General features: G+C 43.0%; 17 protein-coding genes. 13 read left to right on the forward strand and 4 right to left on the reverse strand.

The annotated features are described in order from the left end of the window. Positions 1-115: 115 nt before the first annotated feature. Positions 116-1,048 carry a DMT family transporter gene (locus EL241_RS02435; protein ID WP_036103253.1) on the reverse strand — a complete coding sequence of 311 codons (933 nt, stop codon included), beginning with the start codon at positions 1,046-1,048 and terminating at the stop codon, positions 116-118. A 150-nt stretch (positions 1,049-1,198) separates the two neighbouring features. Between EL241_RS02435 and EL241_RS13880 the strand changes: the two genes are divergently transcribed. The 11 genes from EL241_RS13880 to EL241_RS02490 all read left to right on the forward strand — a co-directional run bounded on the left by EL241_RS13880 (position 1,199) and on the right by EL241_RS02490 (position 13,138). Beyond that, entirely contained in the window at positions 1,199-1,900 is a 702-nt protein-coding gene (locus tag EL241_RS13880) for a GntR family transcriptional regulator (protein WP_003757646.1), read from the forward strand. Between the two features lie 65 nt (positions 1,901-1,965). Continuing rightward, complete coding sequence (locus EL241_RS02445; protein ID WP_036103259.1) at positions 1,966-3,069, forward strand: amidohydrolase/deacetylase family metallohydrolase; 1,104 nt, start codon at positions 1,966-1,968, stop codon at positions 3,067-3,069. Beyond that, positions 3,059-4,174 (forward strand): DgaE family pyridoxal phosphate-dependent ammonia lyase, encoded by a 1,116-nt coding sequence (locus EL241_RS02450; protein WP_036103260.1) that lies wholly within the window; start codon positions 3,059-3,061, stop codon positions 4,172-4,174. The genes EL241_RS02445 and EL241_RS02450 overlap by 11 nt, the downstream gene beginning before the upstream one ends. Further along, the gene (gene dagF, locus EL241_RS02455) at positions 4,174-4,914 is read left to right on the forward strand and encodes a 2-dehydro-3-deoxy-phosphogluconate aldolase (RefSeq protein WP_036103265.1); all 741 of its coding nucleotides are present in this window, start codon (positions 4,174-4,176) and stop codon (positions 4,912-4,914) included. Before EL241_RS02450 ends, dagF begins: the two co-directional genes overlap by 1 nt. A gap of 17 nt (positions 4,915-4,931) precedes the next feature. Continuing rightward, positions 4,932-5,933: a sugar kinase gene (locus EL241_RS02460; protein ID WP_126320319.1), complete on the forward strand. Its 1,002-nt coding sequence runs from the start codon at positions 4,932-4,934 to the stop codon at positions 5,931-5,933. 16 nt (positions 5,934-5,949) lie between these two features. Next, entirely contained in the window at positions 5,950-7,281 is a 1,332-nt protein-coding gene (locus EL241_RS02465) for a GntT/GntP/DsdX family permease (RefSeq protein ID WP_036103267.1), read from the forward strand. Between the two features lie 204 nt (positions 7,282-7,485). Next, a complete protein-coding gene (locus EL241_RS02470) occupies positions 7,486-8,892 on the forward strand; it encodes a PTS transporter subunit EIIC (RefSeq protein WP_126320320.1) in 1,407 nt (468 codons plus the stop codon). Positions 8,893-8,911: 19 nt separating this feature from the next. After that, entirely contained in the window at positions 8,912-10,024 is a 1,113-nt protein-coding gene (locus tag EL241_RS02475) for a radical SAM/SPASM domain-containing protein (protein WP_036103271.1), read from the forward strand. A gap of 1 nt (position 10,025) precedes the next feature. Then, a complete protein-coding gene (locus EL241_RS02480; RefSeq protein ID WP_036103273.1) occupies positions 10,026-11,492 on the forward strand; it encodes a sulfatase in 1,467 nt (488 codons plus the stop codon). Continuing rightward, positions 11,492-12,268: a sulfite exporter TauE/SafE family protein gene (locus EL241_RS02485; protein ID WP_036103276.1), complete on the forward strand. Its 777-nt coding sequence runs from the start codon at positions 11,492-11,494 to the stop codon at positions 12,266-12,268. The genes EL241_RS02480 and EL241_RS02485 overlap by 1 nt, the downstream gene beginning before the upstream one ends. A gap of 6 nt (positions 12,269-12,274) precedes the next feature. Beyond that, on the forward strand, positions 12,275-13,138 hold the full coding sequence (locus tag EL241_RS02490) for a PRD domain-containing protein (RefSeq protein ID WP_126320321.1): 864 nt from the start codon (positions 12,275-12,277) through the stop codon (positions 13,136-13,138). A gap of 43 nt (positions 13,139-13,181) precedes the next feature. Here EL241_RS02490 and EL241_RS02495 read toward each other — a convergent pair whose 3' ends face one another. The 3 genes from EL241_RS02495 to EL241_RS02505 all read right to left on the reverse strand — a co-directional run bounded on the left by EL241_RS02495 (position 13,182) and on the right by EL241_RS02505 (position 15,441). Further along, positions 13,182-13,748 carry an NADPH-dependent FMN reductase gene (locus tag EL241_RS02495; RefSeq protein WP_003757673.1) on the reverse strand — a complete coding sequence of 189 codons (567 nt, stop codon included), beginning with the start codon at positions 13,746-13,748 and terminating at the stop codon, positions 13,182-13,184. A 12-nt stretch (positions 13,749-13,760) separates the two neighbouring features. Further along, positions 13,761-14,831, reverse strand: a complete 1,071-nt coding sequence (locus tag EL241_RS02500) for an LLM class flavin-dependent oxidoreductase (protein WP_126320322.1) — start codon at positions 14,829-14,831, stop codon at positions 13,761-13,763. Positions 14,832-14,910: 79 nt separating this feature from the next. Next, a complete protein-coding gene (locus EL241_RS02505; protein WP_003757677.1) occupies positions 14,911-15,441 on the reverse strand; it encodes a TetR/AcrR family transcriptional regulator in 531 nt (176 codons plus the stop codon). 122 nt (positions 15,442-15,563) lie between these two features. Between EL241_RS02505 and norA the strand changes: the two genes are divergently transcribed. Both norA and EL241_RS02515 read left to right on the forward strand, forming a co-directional pair. Beyond that, positions 15,564-16,706: a multidrug efflux MFS transporter NorA gene (gene norA / locus EL241_RS02510; protein WP_003757679.1), complete on the forward strand. Its 1,143-nt coding sequence runs from the start codon at positions 15,564-15,566 to the stop codon at positions 16,704-16,706. A 133-nt stretch (positions 16,707-16,839) separates the two neighbouring features. Then, positions 16,840-17,877: an iron-siderophore ABC transporter substrate-binding protein gene (locus EL241_RS02515; protein WP_036107726.1), complete on the forward strand. Its 1,038-nt coding sequence runs from the start codon at positions 16,840-16,842 to the stop codon at positions 17,875-17,877. Positions 17,878-17,886: the final 9 nt, after the last annotated feature.

The following is a 17,886-nucleotide window of genomic DNA, read 5'->3' on the forward strand; positions in this document are numbered from 1 at the left end:
ATAGCATTTACAGCGGTATTGTCTAGAAGATGTTAACAAATTCACAAGTGAATTTGAAAAAAAGTTACTCCTATTATATTTAGGAGTAACTTAAGATGGGCCGATAAGAAAATAATTAAAAACTATGAACCAGTATGATTCCGACAATAATAAATAAGATCCCAATGATCCGTTTATTATCGATCTGCTGTTTCGGAATCGAAAACATCCCAAAATGATCGATCAAAAGCGCCATGACCATTTGTCCGCAAAGCAGGATCATGATCGTAAGTGCAACGCCCAAATACGGCATCAGCACGATATTAGCTGTCACATAGGCTACACCGAGGAAGCCGCCGATAAACGCCCATAATGGAAGTTCTTCGCCTGTATCCTTGCGTTTTGAAAAAGTAAAACGGCGGACGAAGATTGCTACGACAAGCGCTAAAATGATGACACCCACTACGAAAGAGATCAAGGAAGCCAGGAAAAAGGAATCGACAGCTGTGCGCAACTGACTGTTTACAGCAGTTTGGATCGGTGGCAATAACCCAGAACCAAACCCGGCAATCAACCACCATTTAGAAGAACCAGTTGTCTGGATTTTTCGTTTTGCCCGCGGCAGATAGTTCATCAACAGAATCCCAAAGAGCATCAGTATGACGCCTATGATCCTGCCAAGCGAGATCCCGTGAATGGGAGCATGAAAAAAACCGAACCAGTCGATCAGGATGCTCATCACCATTTGACCAGTCACAGTTGTAACAACAGTCATCGCAGCGCCAAGCCGCGGTAAAAGTAAAATATTTCCTGTTAAAAAGATAATTCCGCATAGCCCTCCCAAAAACCAGATATAAGGGGGATAATGGCCAGAAACTTGTGAAAAAGTCAGTTTCGCGGGATTGATGATTATGTTGATAATAAGTAAAAATAAAGCACCGACGGAAAAAGAGATAAAGGATGCCAATAGCGGAGAGCGGGTGAATTTGCCTAAGTGATTGTTTACGGATGTCTGAACAGGCAGCATCATTCCGACTAGCAAGCCGGCAATAAGTAAGAGTGCAATCATAAAAATAATCGTCCTTTCAAAATAGATATCCTTCAAATGGTACAATAGAATGAACGGCTTGTCTAATTACTTGTCTGTAAAAAAGATCCCTATTGCATTTTTGGGCAAATTATGGAAATAATAGACTAATGACGCGGAAAGGAGAACAGAATGAAAAAAACAACAATTCTTTACCAAACAATCTCCGAAGCAATCAAAAAAGATATTTTAACAGGAAAATACCCAGTAGATTCCTTTATACCAACAGAAAACGAATTAGAAGCGATGTTCGAAGTCAGCAAGATCACGATCCGTAAAGCAATCGAATTATTAGTTTCGGAAGGCTATTTAGAAAAGCAGCGGGCGATCGGTACAAAAGTCATCAGCAACCGGCTTTTCAATAAACTTGCGAAGGCCCAATCGTTTTCTACGATCTTGACGGATGAAGGGCTGGAAGTCGATAAGAAAATTTTAACGATCCGCTCGCTGAAAAAACAAGAAATCGCGGATCTGGGCGTTGCTTTCCAAGGAAATGTCACAGAAGTGAAGCGGCTCTATTATTTGGACGGAGCACCATTCATCTACTATACCCATTACCTTGCCGATATTTATCATGGCATAAACGAATCCCAGCTTGATCAATTATCGCTCTATCAATTAATGAAGGAAAATGGTCAAACAGTCGCGCGTTTTGAAGATGAATTCGATGTCAAGCTGTTGACAGCAGCTGAACAAGAAATTCTGAAGACGGCAACATCGCATTTGCTAGAACGCCGCCGTTTTTCATATAATGAAGCGGGACAAATCATTGAATATTCGCTAGGCCTTTATAATACCGACCTTCACGCTTATCGCATTCACTATGAAGTTTAACGATAAGCTTTTTCTTTACATGATAACATTATAATGTTATCATGTACGAGAAAGAAGGGATGACGATGTATGATATTTTGATAAAAAATGGACGTACGCCTTCTCGAGAAACCATTGATATTGCCATTCAAGCAGATAAAATCGCTGAGATCGGCAGCAATCTGGAAGTAGAAGCGCAGCGTGTGATCGATCTACATGGCGATAGTTATGTGAGTGCAGGCTGGATCGATGATCATGTTCATTGCTATGAAGAAATGGATCTTTACTATGATTCGCCGGATGAACAAGGTTATAAAGCTGGCGTGACAACGATCATTGATGCGGGTTCTACGGGTGCAGAAAACATGGATCGTTTTCATCAGTTATTGAAAGATGTGAAAACGAATGTTTTTGCGATGATCAATATTTCTAAAACAGGGATCGTACGGCAGGATGAATTATCGGACATGCGCAATATCCAAGCTGAATTGGTGCGTGAGAAAGTTAAAGCGTTTCCAGCATTTATTGTTGGTTTGAAAGCACGGATGAGTAAGACCGTCGTTGGTGATAATGATATTTTGCCGTTAGAGGAAGCAAAGAAGATCCAGCAGCAAGTCGATTTGCCGCTTATGGTCCACATCGGTTCAAACCCGCCGACATTAGAAACCATCCTGGCAGAATTGGAACAAGGTGATATCGTGACACATTGCTTTAATGGCAAAGCCAACGGGATTTTCGACAAGGAAAATCACAGCATCAAAAATTTTGCAAAAGAAGCATACGAGAAAGGTATCATTTTCGATGTCGGCCATGGTACAGATAGTTTCAATTTTGATGTCGCCGAAGCAGCGAAAGCAGAACATATCACACCATATACGATCAGTACAGACTTATATCACCGCAATCGCGAAAGCGGGCCGGTATATAATATGGCGACGACATTGGAAAAATTATTAGCAGTCGGCTATTCGCTGGCAGAAATCATTCCTATGGTAACTTCCCATCCAGCAGCAAGTTTTAAACTGAAGGGGAAAGGGGAATTGAAAAAAGGCGCCGACGCTGACATTACGATTTTTAATGTGGGAAGCGGTTCCAAAGAACTCGTTGATTCTAACGGGAACACAAGAACGATCAACCAACTTATAAAACCAACAACAGCAATTATTGGGGGGGCCATTTATGACATCTAAAGAAGCAATCTATGATAAATATCAATTAAAAGAAGTAATCAATGCTTCTGGAAAAATGACGATTTTAGGCGTATCAAAAATTTCCGATCATGTAGCCGAACTACAGAAACTGGCAGGACAAAGCTTTTTTGAAATGAGCGATCTCGTCAAAAAAACAGGTGCTTATATTGCCGATTTAGTAGGAGCAGAAGACGCGATCGTTGTTTCCAGCGCCTCAGCAGGAATTGCTCAATCAGTCGCTGGAGTTATTGGCAAAGGTGATGCTTATCATACCTACCACCCTTACACCGAGCGGATCACACGCCGGGAGATCATTCTTCCAAAAGGGCATAATGTAGATTACGGCACAGCGGTAGAAGTAATGGTAGAACTTGGCGGCGGTAAAGTAACAGAAGCCGGCTATGCGAATATGTGTGCGCCGGATCACGTCGAAGCGATGATCACTGAACAAACGGCCGCACTGCTTTATATCAAAAGTCATCATACCGTTCAAAAAAGTATGCTTTCAGTCGAAGAAATGGCGCAGATCGCGAAAAAATACCAATTGCCGCTGATCGTTGATGCTGCAGCAGAAGAAGAGCTTGAAAAATATTACCGCTTAGGAGCAGATCTAGTCATCTATAGTGGTGCAAAAGCGATCGAAGGGCCGTCATCAGGACTTGTGATCGGCAAAAAGATCCCGGTTAGTTGGGTACGTGAACAAGGCAAGGGCATCGGCAGAGCGATGAAAATCGGCAAAGAAAATATCATCGGCTTCACGGCAGCAATCGAACAGTACTTAAAAGAAGGAACGGAGTCAGGCGAATCCATGCAGAAACGTTTAGCGCCATTCGTGGAGGCTGTCAACCAATTGGAGGGCTTGTCAGCTGAAATCGTCCAGGACGGAGCAGGACGCGATATCTATCGTGCTGCCGTTACGACGGATGATCCAGCCGTAGCACGTCCGCTGATCGAGCAGTTGAAAAAAACGAGCCCAGCCGTCTATACAAGGGAATATCGTGCTAATAACGGCATTATCGAATTTGATATTCGAGCAGTAACCGATATAGAACTACAAAAAATCGCGGAAAGACTAAAAAATAGTATGGAAAGTGGGAATAAGTAATGCAAAAAACACCAAATTTTTTAAATGACCGAATTTGTTTGAATGTATTAGCAAACTCCGTAGAAAACGCGAAAGAATGCTATGAAGCTGCGGAAGGACATGTTGTGCTTGGCGTCCTTACGAAAAATTATGATACCGATGAAGCCGCGATCGAAGACATGAAAGAATATATCGCAGCGACCGATAATGCGCTTTCTGTTGGTCTCGGCGCTGGTGATCCGAATCAAAGTGAGATGGTGACACGCGTATCGGCAAAATTGCAGCCGCAGCATGTCAATCAAGTTTTTACTGGTGCAAGTGCATCCCGCGCCTTGCTTGGTCAAACGGAAACATTCGTCAATGCGCTCGTATCACCGACTGGTAAAGTGGGTCTCGTAAACATCGCCACCGGACCGCTCAGCAGCCAAGCAGAACCCGCCGAAGTACCTGTCGAAACAGCGATCGCACTATTAAAAGATCTAGGTGCGAGTTCCATCAAATATTTCCCGATGAAAGGGCTGGCACACATCGAAGAGTTCAAAGCTGTAGCACGAGCATGCGCAGAAAACGATTTTGCATTAGAGCCTACAGGCGGAATCGATTTGGATAACTTTGAAGAAATCGTTCGCATTGCTTATGACGCTGGCGTGAAAAAAATCATTCCACATGTCTACAGCTCGATCATTGATTCGGAAACTGGCAATACGCGAGCAACCGATGTGGCAGAATTATACCGCATTTGCAAGGAAATCGTGAAGTAAGCTAGGAGTGAAAAAAGATGAAGATCTTATCTTATGGTGAGGCGAATATCCGCTATACACCACCCGGCAAACAATTATTGGAACAAACGAACCAATTGACTTACCAGATCACTGGCACAGGTGTCAACTTGCTGGCGAGTCTGGGCGCATTTGGGATTGAAACGTATCTGCTTACCGCGCTTCCAGCCAATCGCATTGGGACAATGGCGCGGTCGCAGATCAATAAATATGGCATTTCCGATAAATTCATCCATTATAAAGGCGAATTTATGGGGAGCTATTTTGTCGAAATGGGATTTGGAGAACGGCCGAGCATGGTGACATATCAAAATCGTTCGGAAAGCGCCTTTTGCAAAGCAGAGACAGCCGATTATCCCATTGTAGAAGCCGTTCGTGCCGTTGATCTTGTCCACATATGCGGCATTACGGCTTTGTTGAATGAAGCGACTTACGAAACTGCTATTCGATTAGCAGCGGAAGCAAAAAAACAACATAAAAAAGTATATTTCGATTTCAATTACCGGCCGAGCCTTAACAAAGATAAAACAACGGCGGAAATCAAAGAACGGTATGAAGCGCTGCTCGCAAATAGCGACATTGTTTTCGGCGGGAAAAGAGATCTGTTTGAGCTTTTGGAGATGGAGCAAGGCGAAGTTGGCGCAGATAATTTCGAGGAAACGGTCCAAGTTTTTAGAAAGCGTTATCAAATCGAAGCACTGATAGGAACAGAGCGAACGTATGAAGACGGGAAACATTACTTGCTAGGCTTTATAGCAGGCGAAAAACTGCAGAGAAGCATGCGCAAAGAAGTCAAAACATTAGACCGGATCGGAGCTGGGGATGCTTTTGCAGCCGGCATCATTTATGGCGATATCAAACAACTGGAGACAGCGGAAACGCTCAAGTTTGCTGTTGCAAATGCGATCTTGGCGCATACTACGGAAGGCGACGTCCCTTTGATGTCGCTGGAAGCAGTCTATCGTTATTTGGAAGAAACACACCAAGAACTGATCCGCTAAGAACGGAGGAGAGAAGATGGATATCTATTTATTGATTATTACCGTGATAGCAATCGGGATTGTTATCTTAGGGGTTTCCTGGTGGAAATGGCACGCATATATCAGTTTATCAGTAGCAACCTTATTTTTAGCGATTTTTGCCGGCATGGATTGGGCAAAAATCACAACTTCCTTTGAAACTGGCGTTGGAGGTGTACTGGGACATCTTGTCGGGATCTTGGCATTAGGGACGATCCTTGGGAAAATGATGTCGACATCAGGTGCCGGTATGCAAATCGCGCACTTTTTTGTCAAAAAATTCGGGACGAAACGTCTGCCTTGGTCGATGTTCTTTTCCGGACTGATCATTGGGATACCGGTCTTTTTTGAAGTCGGATTAGTTATCTTGCTACCGATCGTTCTCTCAATCCAAAAAACTGTTAAAAAGAATATTTTGCTGTTGGGATTACCGGTATTAGCCGGATTATCGATCGTTCACGGCATTTTGCCGCCGCACCCCGGTGCCATGACAGCCATTGGTATTTATCACGCAGAAGTCGGACCGGTATTATTATATGCACTTTGTTTCGCTTTGCCAGCTGGGATCATTGCCGGGCCATTATTTGCGAAATATATCAGCAAACGGATAACACCAGAAAACGAACCAGAGTTGATCCGCCCGGATGTGCAGTTGAACCGAGATAAACTGCCTTCCGTGCCGATTTCTTTTTTGATCATCTTTTTACCGATCATTTTGATGCTACTATCGATGTTGGAAAACTTTATCAGCATGCCGAAAGTAGTCAATCAAGTCCTTTCCTTCATCGGAAGTCCGCTTGTTGCACTACTTATTTCCGTCTTCGCTGCATACTTTTTCTTGGGACATCGACTAGGTGCATCAGGAAAATTGATCAAAGACCTGACAGAAGAGAGCATGAAGCCGCTCGCTTCGATCATCTTGATCATTGGTGCTGGCGGAGCATTTAAACAAGTGCTGACAGATGCAGGCGTAGCAGATGCGATCGCGAATCTAGCCGTGCATATGCACTTATCGCCAATCGTCATGAGCTTCGTCATTGCTGGATTGATCCGTGTGGCAACTGGATCAGCAACGGTAGCTTTGACTACAGCTGCAGGAATCGTGGCGCCGATCGTAGAGAATATGACAGGGGTCAACATGTCCTTGCTAGTTATCGCGACAGGAGCCGGATCGCTGATGCTTTCCCATGTCAATGACGGTGGTTTCTGGCTGGTGAAAGAGTACTTAGGATTATCTGTCAAAGAAACTTTCAAGACATGGACAGTTCTAGAAACGTTGCTTTCATTTGTTGTCTTTATCATTGTGCTGATCGTGGACATCTTTGTATAGTAGCATGAAACCCGAGTTGAAATTTAGTATTGACTTTGAAAGCGGCTATGATAAAATAATATTGAAAACGTTTTCTTTCGGGTGTAACATTAAGTTGGCATAACCTAAGAAATGGAAAACTTCGTCATTAGCGGAGTTTGTCTATTTCTTAGGTTTTTTTTGTTTATTGGCCACTAAACAAAACCAACATCAAGGAGGAGAAAAATGACTTACCAAGAATTAGCAAAAATAATTGTAGAAAAAGTGGGCGGAAAACAGAATATTATTAGTGTCGTACATTGTGCAACAAGGCTCCGGTTCAAATTGAAAGACGAGACCTTAGCTGCCACGGAAGAATTGAAAAACCGTGAGGATGTCGTCACGGTCATGCAAAGTGCAGGACAATATCAAGTAGTGATCGGCACCCATGTGGCGCAAGTCTATCCATTTGTTTTGGAAGCAAGCGGCTTGCAGGGAGAAGAAACAGCTGTAAAAAGCGACAAAAAAGAGAAACTCTTTGACAAATTGATCGATGTCATTTCCGGGATTTTCACGCCGGCATTAGGAGCACTGGCTGCGTCGGGGATGATAAAAGGATTGGCAGCATTGCTTGTTGCGGTCGGAGCCACGACCAATACATCCAGCCTATATACTCTTTTGTGGGCGATCGGCGATACCTTTTTTTACTTTTTCCCCGTTATCTTAGGCTATACGGCTAGTAAAAAATTCGGCTTTAGTCCATTGCTAGGGATCATCACAGGCGCTTCCCTCATCTATCCGAGTATTGTAGGCTTGGTCCAAAATGGGAAGCCGCTCTATGTGCTTTTCAAGCATACGATCTTTGAAACACCGATCCATATGGAAATTTTCGGTATTCCCGTCCTACTGATGAATTATGCGCAATCCGTTATTCCAATCATTGTAGCGATCTATTTCGGTGCAAAAATCGAAAAATGGCTGCAAAGGGTGATTCATCCTATCGTTAGTGCCTTTTTAGTGCCTTTCTTCACATTGCTGATCGTTATTCCGCTTACCTTTGCAGTGATTGGTCCAATCGCGACTTGGCTGGGTGATTTTGTCGGCATGGTCATCAAAGGAGCATACGACATCAATCCGATCATCGCCGGTTTGCTGATTGGCTGCTTCTGGCAAGTATTCGTGATGTTCGGGCTACATTGGGGCTTGATTCCGATCGCGTTGATAAATCTTAGCCAATTCGGTTACGATCCTGTCATTGCCCTTATGCTTGGAACTCCCTTTGCAACGATCGGCGCTGTACTAGGTGTCTTTCTCAAGACTAAAAATCAGAAACTGAAATCATTATGTGTACCTTGCTTTGCAACGGGGATCTTCGGTATTTCCGAACCCGCCATCTACGGAGTGACTTTGCCGAATAAGTGGCCGTTCATTTTTACATTATGTGGTGCTGGTGTAAGCGGCGGTATTATGGGGACGCTTGGGTCAAAAGCATATCTGCAAGGTGGTATGGGGATCTTCGCATTACCGAATTATATCAATAACGGCGTCATGGATAGCGGGATGCTTGGTGCTGTGATCGGCATCGTAGTTGCGTTTCTGGTTGCATTAGCGCTGACTTTATTATTCTGGAAAGATAAGCCGAATGCTGCTTGAGCAATGAAAGGATGAGACTATGAAGCAAATCTCTGTGATGATAAAGCCAGCTTCTTCGCTTTGTAATTTACGCTGCAAATACTGTTTTTATGCGGATGTCGTGAATTCTAGGGAAGTAAGATCGTTTGGGAAAATGAAACCGGAAGTGATGAAAACCATGCTCGATCAGATTTTTATCGATCTGGATGAAAACGATCATTTACGTATTGTTTTTCAAGGCGGGGAGCCGACCCTTGCCGGTCTGGACTATTTTGAACGATTTGTGGCCTATGCAGCGGCGAAGGATAAAAAGGTAACGATACATTATGCCATTCAGACCAATGGCTCGATCATTACAGAGAAATGGTGCGAATTTTTTCGCCGGCATCATTTCCTTGTAGGGTTATCGATCGATATGGACAAAAAATTTCATGACTTGAATCGCGTCGATGCCAAGCAGCAAGGTACGTATAAACGTGTGATCCGCACCAAAGCACTGCTGGATAAATATAAAGTCGACTATAATATTCTAACGGTTTTAACCAATCAAACAGCTAGACATCCTAAAAAAGTATTTGAATTTCTGCGAAAAAATCAAATCCGCTACGTTCAGTTCATTCCATGCTTAGATGACTTGGAAGCGGAGGAAAGATCTGCTTTTGCGCTCACTCCTGAGTACTTTGCTTCTTTTTATACACAGCTGTTCCGCTATTGGCTACGGGAGTATCAGCAAGGGCATTATATCAGCATCAAATTGTTTGATGATGTCGGGAATCTATATGGAAAAGGATTGATAGGAGCATGTGGAATGCTGGGAAACTGTAATATCCAATATGTCATTGAAGCGGATGGAAGCGTGTATGCCTGCGACTTTTATGCGACGGATGCATACTGCTTAGGAAATATCCAAGAACATACTTTGCGTGAATTATTTGCCGGGCGGACAGCCGCTTGTTTTTTGCAAACAGCTAAACAACAAAGCGATTATTGTCGGAACTGCGAATTTCAAGCATCCTGCAATGGTGGCTGCAAGCGGATGAAACAGGTAATGTATGTGAACGAAAGCGACACATTTTGTGGGTATCAAGCATTTTTGCGCGAATGTGCCGAAACGTTAAAGCAATTAGCAAGAAAAGAAGAAAGGAGTCGATGAGATGCGTGCAGTGATGCTAATGTTCGATACATTGTCGAAAGATTTTTTGCCCAATTACGGGAATCATTGGGTCGAAGCACCTAATTTTGAAAGACTACGGGAAAAATGCACGACGTTTGATCAATTTTATGGGGGAAGCATGCCTTGTATGCCAGCGAGAAGAGAGCTGCATACTGGAAAATATAATTTCCTGCATCGTGGCTGGGGACCGCTAGAGTCTTTTGACGGCTCGATTTTTGAAAAACTCCAGGAACATGGTATTTATACGCACTTGGTAACAGATCATTCGCATTATTTTGAGGACGGAGGTGCAACGTATCATAATCGATATTCGACATGGGAAGGTTTTCGCGGTCAGGAAGGCGACCGCTATGTCCCACGATCGCAGGCCTCGGCCAATCAGAACGAACATCCGTTGAATAAGAAAGGAATCTCTGTTACACAGCATTATGCGAACCGTACGCGACAAGTAAAGGAAGAAGAAATGCCAACAGTACGGACGATTCAGGCTGGGCTTGATTTTCTGACGCAGCATCATGACAAGGAGGATTGGTTTTTACAGATCGAATGTTTTGATCCGCATGAGCCATTTTATGTACCGGAAAAATATCGGGCTATCTACACAGATAAAGCAAGCGAAGAAGTACCATACTGGCCGGCATATCAGCACTTAGACGATACGCCGGAAGGAATCGATGATCTGCGCCTAGAATATGCAGCTTTAGTATCGATGTGCGATACCCAGTTAGGGAAGATCCTGGACTTCTTTGATACCCATAAGATGTGGGACGACACATTGATTATTATCAATACAGATCATGGCTTTCTGCTAGGCGAGCATGATTGGCTGGGTAAAAATTTTCCGCCTATGTACGAGGAAGTGATTCATCTACCATTTTTTATCCATGTTCCTGATCAAACGATACCAGAAGAACGGGTCGAAGCACTATGCCAGACAATCGATATCCCACTGACACTGCTGGACTATTTTAAGGTGCCAGATTCGCTTCCCCGGGATGGAAAGTCACTATTGCCAGTGTTAAAAGAACAAAAAAAGCAACATGAAACGATCCTGTTTGGAACAAATGGCGGGCAAGTGAATATCTTTGACGGCCGCTATCTATACATGAGAAGTTCCACCTATCCGGATAATCAGCCGCTTGCCAGCTACACATTAAGCACTGCACAAATGCGCGGCTTCATTAACCAAGAAGCTTTGGATCAAATAGAGCTAACTGGGGGAACACGTTTTACAAATGGCGCACCTGTACTTCGGATCCCAATGGAAAATCACTTTGATACCTATCCTTTTGGACATTTGCTATTTGATATGAAACAGGATCCACAACAAGCACATCCCATCAGCGACAATGCATTAGAGAAAATGATGTGCCGGAAATTGATCGCGGCGATGCAGAAAGTAGATGCACCGCCGGAAGAATTCGTCCGCTTGGGATTAGCAGAATAGTGAGCAGTTATTTCTTGTATTTTGGGATCATACTCATTGCTAATATGCTCGGTGCTTTATCAGGGATGGGCGGAGGGGTACTGATCAAGCCGCTGTTTGATTTGATCGGTATCCATTCCGTAGCGGAAATATCGTTTTACGCCTCGGCGGCAGTGCTGACAATGGCTATTGTTTCTACTATAAAACAGTGGCGAAACGGAATGGCACTTCAAGCAAGGTTGGCTATCTATATTTCCTTGGGATCGATTCTCGGCGGATTGGCTGGTGGGAAACTGCTGGAGTTGTTACTTGCCAGCCATATGGAGGATAACATGGTGCTGCATATCCAGATCATCGTCACTATCTTAACATTAGGATATGCGTTTTTGTACAGTAGATTTAATTGGCCATCTATTCATTTAAAAAGTAGCGGCTGGGTTTTGGCGGTCGGTTTCTTGCTAGGGGGTCTCGCTTCTTTTTTAGGAATCGGTGGCGGACCAATCAATGTAGCACTTCTGATGTTCTGCTTTCGGTTGCCGATCAAAGCGGCGGCAGTTTATTCGATTATCACGATTTTCTTTTCACAGTTTTCCAAACTAGCAGGTATCGCGATTTCGACAGGTTTTGCCAGCTTTGACCTAAGTTATTTGGCTGTTATTATTCCGGCAGCCATATGCGGCGGTTATTTCGGTGCCAAGCTAAGCGGGATCTGGAGTGAAAAGAAAGTAGTACTCGTCTATCAATGGATGATAATCGGTGTTATTTTTCTAAATAGCTTCAATCTACTCACTAAATAAAGTCAGGTGATTCCAATCATACTCAAACAACCACTCAACAACAATATTGCGATGGTCAGTCAAGAAGGTGAAGAGCTGATCGTTATTGGAAAAGGAATCAGTTTTGGAAAGAAAATCGGAGACGAGATCGATATTAATAAAGTATCTCGCGTTTTTAAAGCACAAAATGAGCTTGCATCCACGCAGATCGAAGAGGTCATTGCGGCGGTACCGGAGTTTTATTTGAAAATCGCTGAGAAAATAGCGGCGCTAGGAGAAGCAGCGACTAGACAGCAATTTAATTTCGGCATTATTCTCTCTTTGGCAGATCACATCCAGTTTGCTGTAGAATGTGCCCAGCAAGAATACCGCATCAAATCGCCGCTGCAGTGGGAGATGAAAACCCTTTTCCCGCTGGAAGTCCGCGCCGGATATGAAGCAATCGATTATATCAATACGCAAATAGACGCGGATCTCCCCTCAGAAGATGCTTACGCGATCGCATTACACTTTGTGAATGCCAACAAAGGAAACTTGCTCATCAAAGAAACAGAAAAGCTTTCGCTGATCGTACGGGATATCATTGATTTGATCAATGGCTTTTACAACATCCAAATCAATCGGGAATCGATCGATTATATTCGTTTCGTGACCCATTTGAAGTATTACCTTTACCGGATGCTCGAATCACGACAGGTGGAAAAGTCAGAGGAGTCAGAGATAGATATGCTGACACAGCTGATTAGCGAAAATTATCGGGATACGTTGATATGCGCGAAGAAGATCAACCAATACTTAGCTGCAGAATATAAGTGCGAGCCTCTTAAAGAGGAAGTAGGATACCTCGTTTTACACATCGAGCGCTTACGAAAAAGTGCCCGAAATGGATAAAAACCAACAAAGAAACGCCGCTTACAAATGAGCGGCGTTTCTTTTAAAAATCATATTCTGCTTCTTGTTCTTCCCAAATACGTTGATACGTCCGCGAGAGGACGATCGTATCTTCAATCAGGGTCTCAAGCCGGAAATGGACATCGTCATTGATGACCTTCTGCTGATCAAAATCCCGATCTTCCAAAAAAACATAATTGGGAACGACATTCGCTTTCATGTAATTAAGAATCGGTTTGAGCTGATTTTCCACCATGAGATAATGTTTAGGAGAACCAGCAGTCGCAATGACGCTGACTGTTTTTCTGAAAAAAGCTTTTGGCGGAAGCAGGTCAAATACATTTTTCAACGTGCCGGGGATCGAAGCTTGGAAAGTTGGCGTGCCGATCAAAATAATGTCAGATTCCATTAATGTTTTGGTCACGAGCAAAGTATCGCCTTGATAATCCAAGTAGTTGCGACCGTCACTGAAGATAAGATCCAATTCTTTTAAATCAAGTAATGTGCATTCAATAGTAGGAAATTTTTCCGTAAGAATCGATTTTGCCAATTCTAAGCTTGAACGGGTCTTTCTGCCGACCACAGAAGTTGCTAATAGAGTTACTTTCATCTGATTATCCTCCTATTTTTGGGCGGTATACTTTTTGACTGCGGGAAGGATCTTTTCCCCAATCAGTTCGATATTGGACATGATTTTGTCGAAAGGAACACCGCCAAAATCCAATTGCGCGATATAGCGCTGATTTTCAAACATTTCGTGCTGATAAAGAATTTTTTCGATGATCTCGTCGGGAGAGCCGACATTGATGATGCTGCGTTTATCTTGGGCTTGGGCAAAAGCCTGTTTAGGGAATCCTTGTCCGTTTGTTACCCGCATTCCTTCATTGATATGCGGATAATATTCGCGCAAAGCAGTTTTCGTATCTTCAGCAGCGTAGAAAAATCCGGCAGTTGCGATCGGTAACGATTTAGCATCGAAACCGCTACTGTCTGCTGCTTCCCGATAGCTATCGATCGTGTGTTTGAAGACAGAAGCAGGTCCGCCTAAATGAGCCATGTACATCGGGACGCCTGCACGACCGGCTTTGATTGCGCTTTGCGGAGAACCTCCAACGGCACGCCAGATCGGCAGATGACCATTTAACGGTCGGGGCAGAACTTGGGCATTTCGAAGTGGTTTGCGGAAATTTCCGCTCCAATTTAAATACTCTGACTGATTGATTTGCAGAAGCAGATCAAATTTTTCTTCAAATAATTCTTCGTAATCCGCTAGGTCGTAGCCCAACAACTCGAATAAACCAACGCGCGATGCACGACCGGCGACGATCTCAGCGCGTCCATTTGATAATAGATCGATCGTAGAGAAATTCTCGAAAACACGGACGGGATCAGAAGTGCTAATGATCGTAGAGCCACTAGAGATTTTTATTTTACTGGTGGCTTCGGCGATTGCTGCCAACAAGATAGCATGGGCTTGAGAAACGAATCCGTCCTGATGACTCTCACCGACAACGAAGACATCAAGGCCTGCTTGCTCGCTTAAAACAGCCATTTCTTTGATTTGCTTCAAACGTTCTTGCGCAGAGATCTTTGTTCCAGTATGTGGATTTGTCAAATGATCTCCAAGAGTATAAATGCCAAATTCCAATCCTTTTTTTGGATCAAATGTAGGCATATAAGGATTTTGATTCATTTTGCGACGACCTCTCTTTTATGGACTTTATCACTTATTTAATATTAACACCTTACTAAAAATAAGTAAAAAATAGTGCTCACTTTTCTAATAGTCGGCAATACTTTTGAATCAATTGAATGATCGGCTCTTTGGTATCATAAGTATAATTGTACATGATGCTAAACCAGATCCCGTCGCACATTAGGCGGAGCGCCAATATCTCTTCCGAATCAGCTTCATCTTTTTCAAATTCAAGATCCCATTTTTCATTATACGTATCCCATAACTGCTTGCTTTCTTTATGCTCGTGTGAAGAAATGAAAACGGCGGGGAACAAAATATTCTCACTATTATTGATATAATCTAGGGTGACGAGGGCATACGCACGGGTATAGATGTTTTTACCTTGCAATTCGTGCTGATAAGCTTCGATTTTCGCTTCGTATTCTTCAATTACCATCTGATTCATTTGTAGTAGCAGATCGCTTTTACTTTTAAAATGATATAATAAGCCGCCCTTTGTCATTTCACAGTGGCTAGCGATATTCTCCATGGTCAGTTTCTGCATACCTTCTTCATAAATGATTTTTGCAGCGGTTGTCAGAATCACTTTTCGTTTGTTTACCAATTAATTTATGGCCTCCTAAGTTTCGATAAAGGTTGACTACTGTACTGAACGTTTAGTATAGTAAATTTTATCAAACAACTTTCTTATCTACAAGTGAGAATGTATAGAAAGGTGGTTTTTAATTGAAAAATAGTAAATTAAATATCCTCTACTTCAACGTGTTTTTAGTTTTTTTAGGAATCAGTATCGTGATTCCAGTCCTTCCGACGATTCTGAAAGACCTTGATCTGACAGGTGGGGATCTGGGCGTATTGGTATCGGTTTTTGCATTATTTCAAATGATAGGCTCCCCGTTTAGCGGAAGAGCTGCAGATAAATTTGGCAAGAAAAAAATTATTTGTATCGGCTTATTGTTGTTTTCGATATCTGAGTTTATTTTTGCGATGGGAGGTTCGCTGAGCATTCTGATGCTTTCCCGAATTCTCGGCGGGGTGAGTGCGGCTTTCATCATGCCGGGCGTTAATGGCATGATCGGGGACCTTTCGACCAAGGCAACACGAGCAAAGAACTTTAGCTACATGTCAGCAGTAATCAACACCGGTTTTATCGTAGGTCCAGGGATCGGCGGCTTTCTAGCAGAGATCTCGCATCGTGCGCCGTTTATTTTTGCTGGGGCATTGGGCATACTTGCTTTTTTAAGTTCGGTGTTTATGCTGGAAGAAACGAACCAGCCAGAGGAGCTGACAGAAAAGACGCATTTGAAAAAAGCTTTTTCTTACAAACCTTTTATTGTTCCAGTAATCATTATGTTTATTCTTTCGTATGGCATCTCTTCGATCGAGACGATGTTTCCACTATATACGGCAGATAAAGCGAGCTACACACCAAAGGATATCTCGATCGCGATCACAGGTGGTGCTATTATTGGGGTGATTTTTCAAATCGGTTTGTTTGAACGGGTCGTGCATCGAATCGGAGAGATCAAGCTGGTCTTTATTTCATTAGTTTATTCCATTATTATTTTCGGCTTATTCTCGATTTCAAACAGTTACGGCTGGATCATGGTGATCAGTTTTGTCATGTTTATCGGGTTTGATTTGATTCGACCGGCGATGACAAATTATTTCTCGATCTTAGGTGGTGCGAATCAAGGAACGGCTGGCGGATTGAACTCAGCAGCTACAAGTGTTGGTAACTTGATCGGCCCATTGTTTGCCGGATTAGTGTATGATTTTGATATTCACTATCCGATCTACATCGCCATTGCTTTTTTCTTAGTTGGAAGTGTGATTTTGATTTTCCATAAATTTGCACATGAGGCCTAAAAGGAAACGATTGTTTCCTTTTTTTTGGATTAGAAAGGCTGGAAGCGATTGACAGAGAGCTGGAAAACAAGTATCATAATTGAGAATGATAATCAATTACAAAAGAATCGTCTCAAAGGGAGGAAGTTTACATATGTTGAAAAAAAGGAAATGGTCGGTCGTGTTATTTGCATTAGTAGCCATGATCGCTTTATTAATGGGCTGTTCTAATCAGTCTGATTCAAAATCGAATGCAGGAAAAGATACAAAAACGGCAGGATATCCGATTAAGATCAAGCATGCATTCGGGGAAACGACGCTGAAAAGCAAACCAAAACGTGTGGTCACGATTCAGTGGGGGAACCAAGATATCGCACTTGCGCTTAATGTAGTGCCTGTCGGTTTCTCGGCAGCAAACTTCGGTGTGCAGGACGATAGCGGATTACTGCCTTGGACCGCGAAAAAACTAAAAGAATTGGATGCAAAAAAACCAAATGTTTTTAAAGATACAGATGGATTGGACTTTGAGGCGATCTCAGATGCTAAACCGGATGTGATTCTTGCGGCATACTCCGGGATCACGAAGGAAGATTATGAAACACTTTCCAAAATCGCACCGGTAGTAGCTTATCCAAATGCACCGTGGACAACGACTTGGAGAGAGCAAGTGAAACTGGATTCGGCCGGTATGGGAATGGAAAAACAAGGTGACAAATTAATCAAGGATACTGAAAAACTTATCAAAGATAAAGCGAGCAAATATCCGCAGCTGAAAGGGAAAAAAGTTGCTTGGGTCAATTTCTCTGCCAAAGATTTGTCAAAATTACATCTCTATACACCAATTGATTCACGTGCAGCCTTTTTAAGCGAATTGGGCTTGGAATATCCAAAGAGTATTACCGATAAGATCAAAGATAAGAAGAGCTATTCGCTAGAATTGAGTGCTGAAAATGCCGAAGCGCTGAACGATGCAGATATTATTGTCGGTTACGGCGACGATGCGCTTTATAAAGCAATCAAAAAAGATTCACTGTTGAGCAAGATCCCAGCGATCAAACGTGGTTCGGTAGCATTTATCGCTAGCGATACGCCACTTGTTGCAGCTGGAACGCCAACGCCACTTTCTATTGAATACACGATCGATGATTATTTGAAGCTGTTAGGAAAAGCTGCTGATAAAGTTGATGAATAAACCAGCATT

The organism is Listeria grayi, from assembly GCF_900638015.1.
GTDB classification, from domain to species: Bacteria; Bacillota; Bacilli; order Lactobacillales; family Listeriaceae; genus Listeria; species Listeria grayi.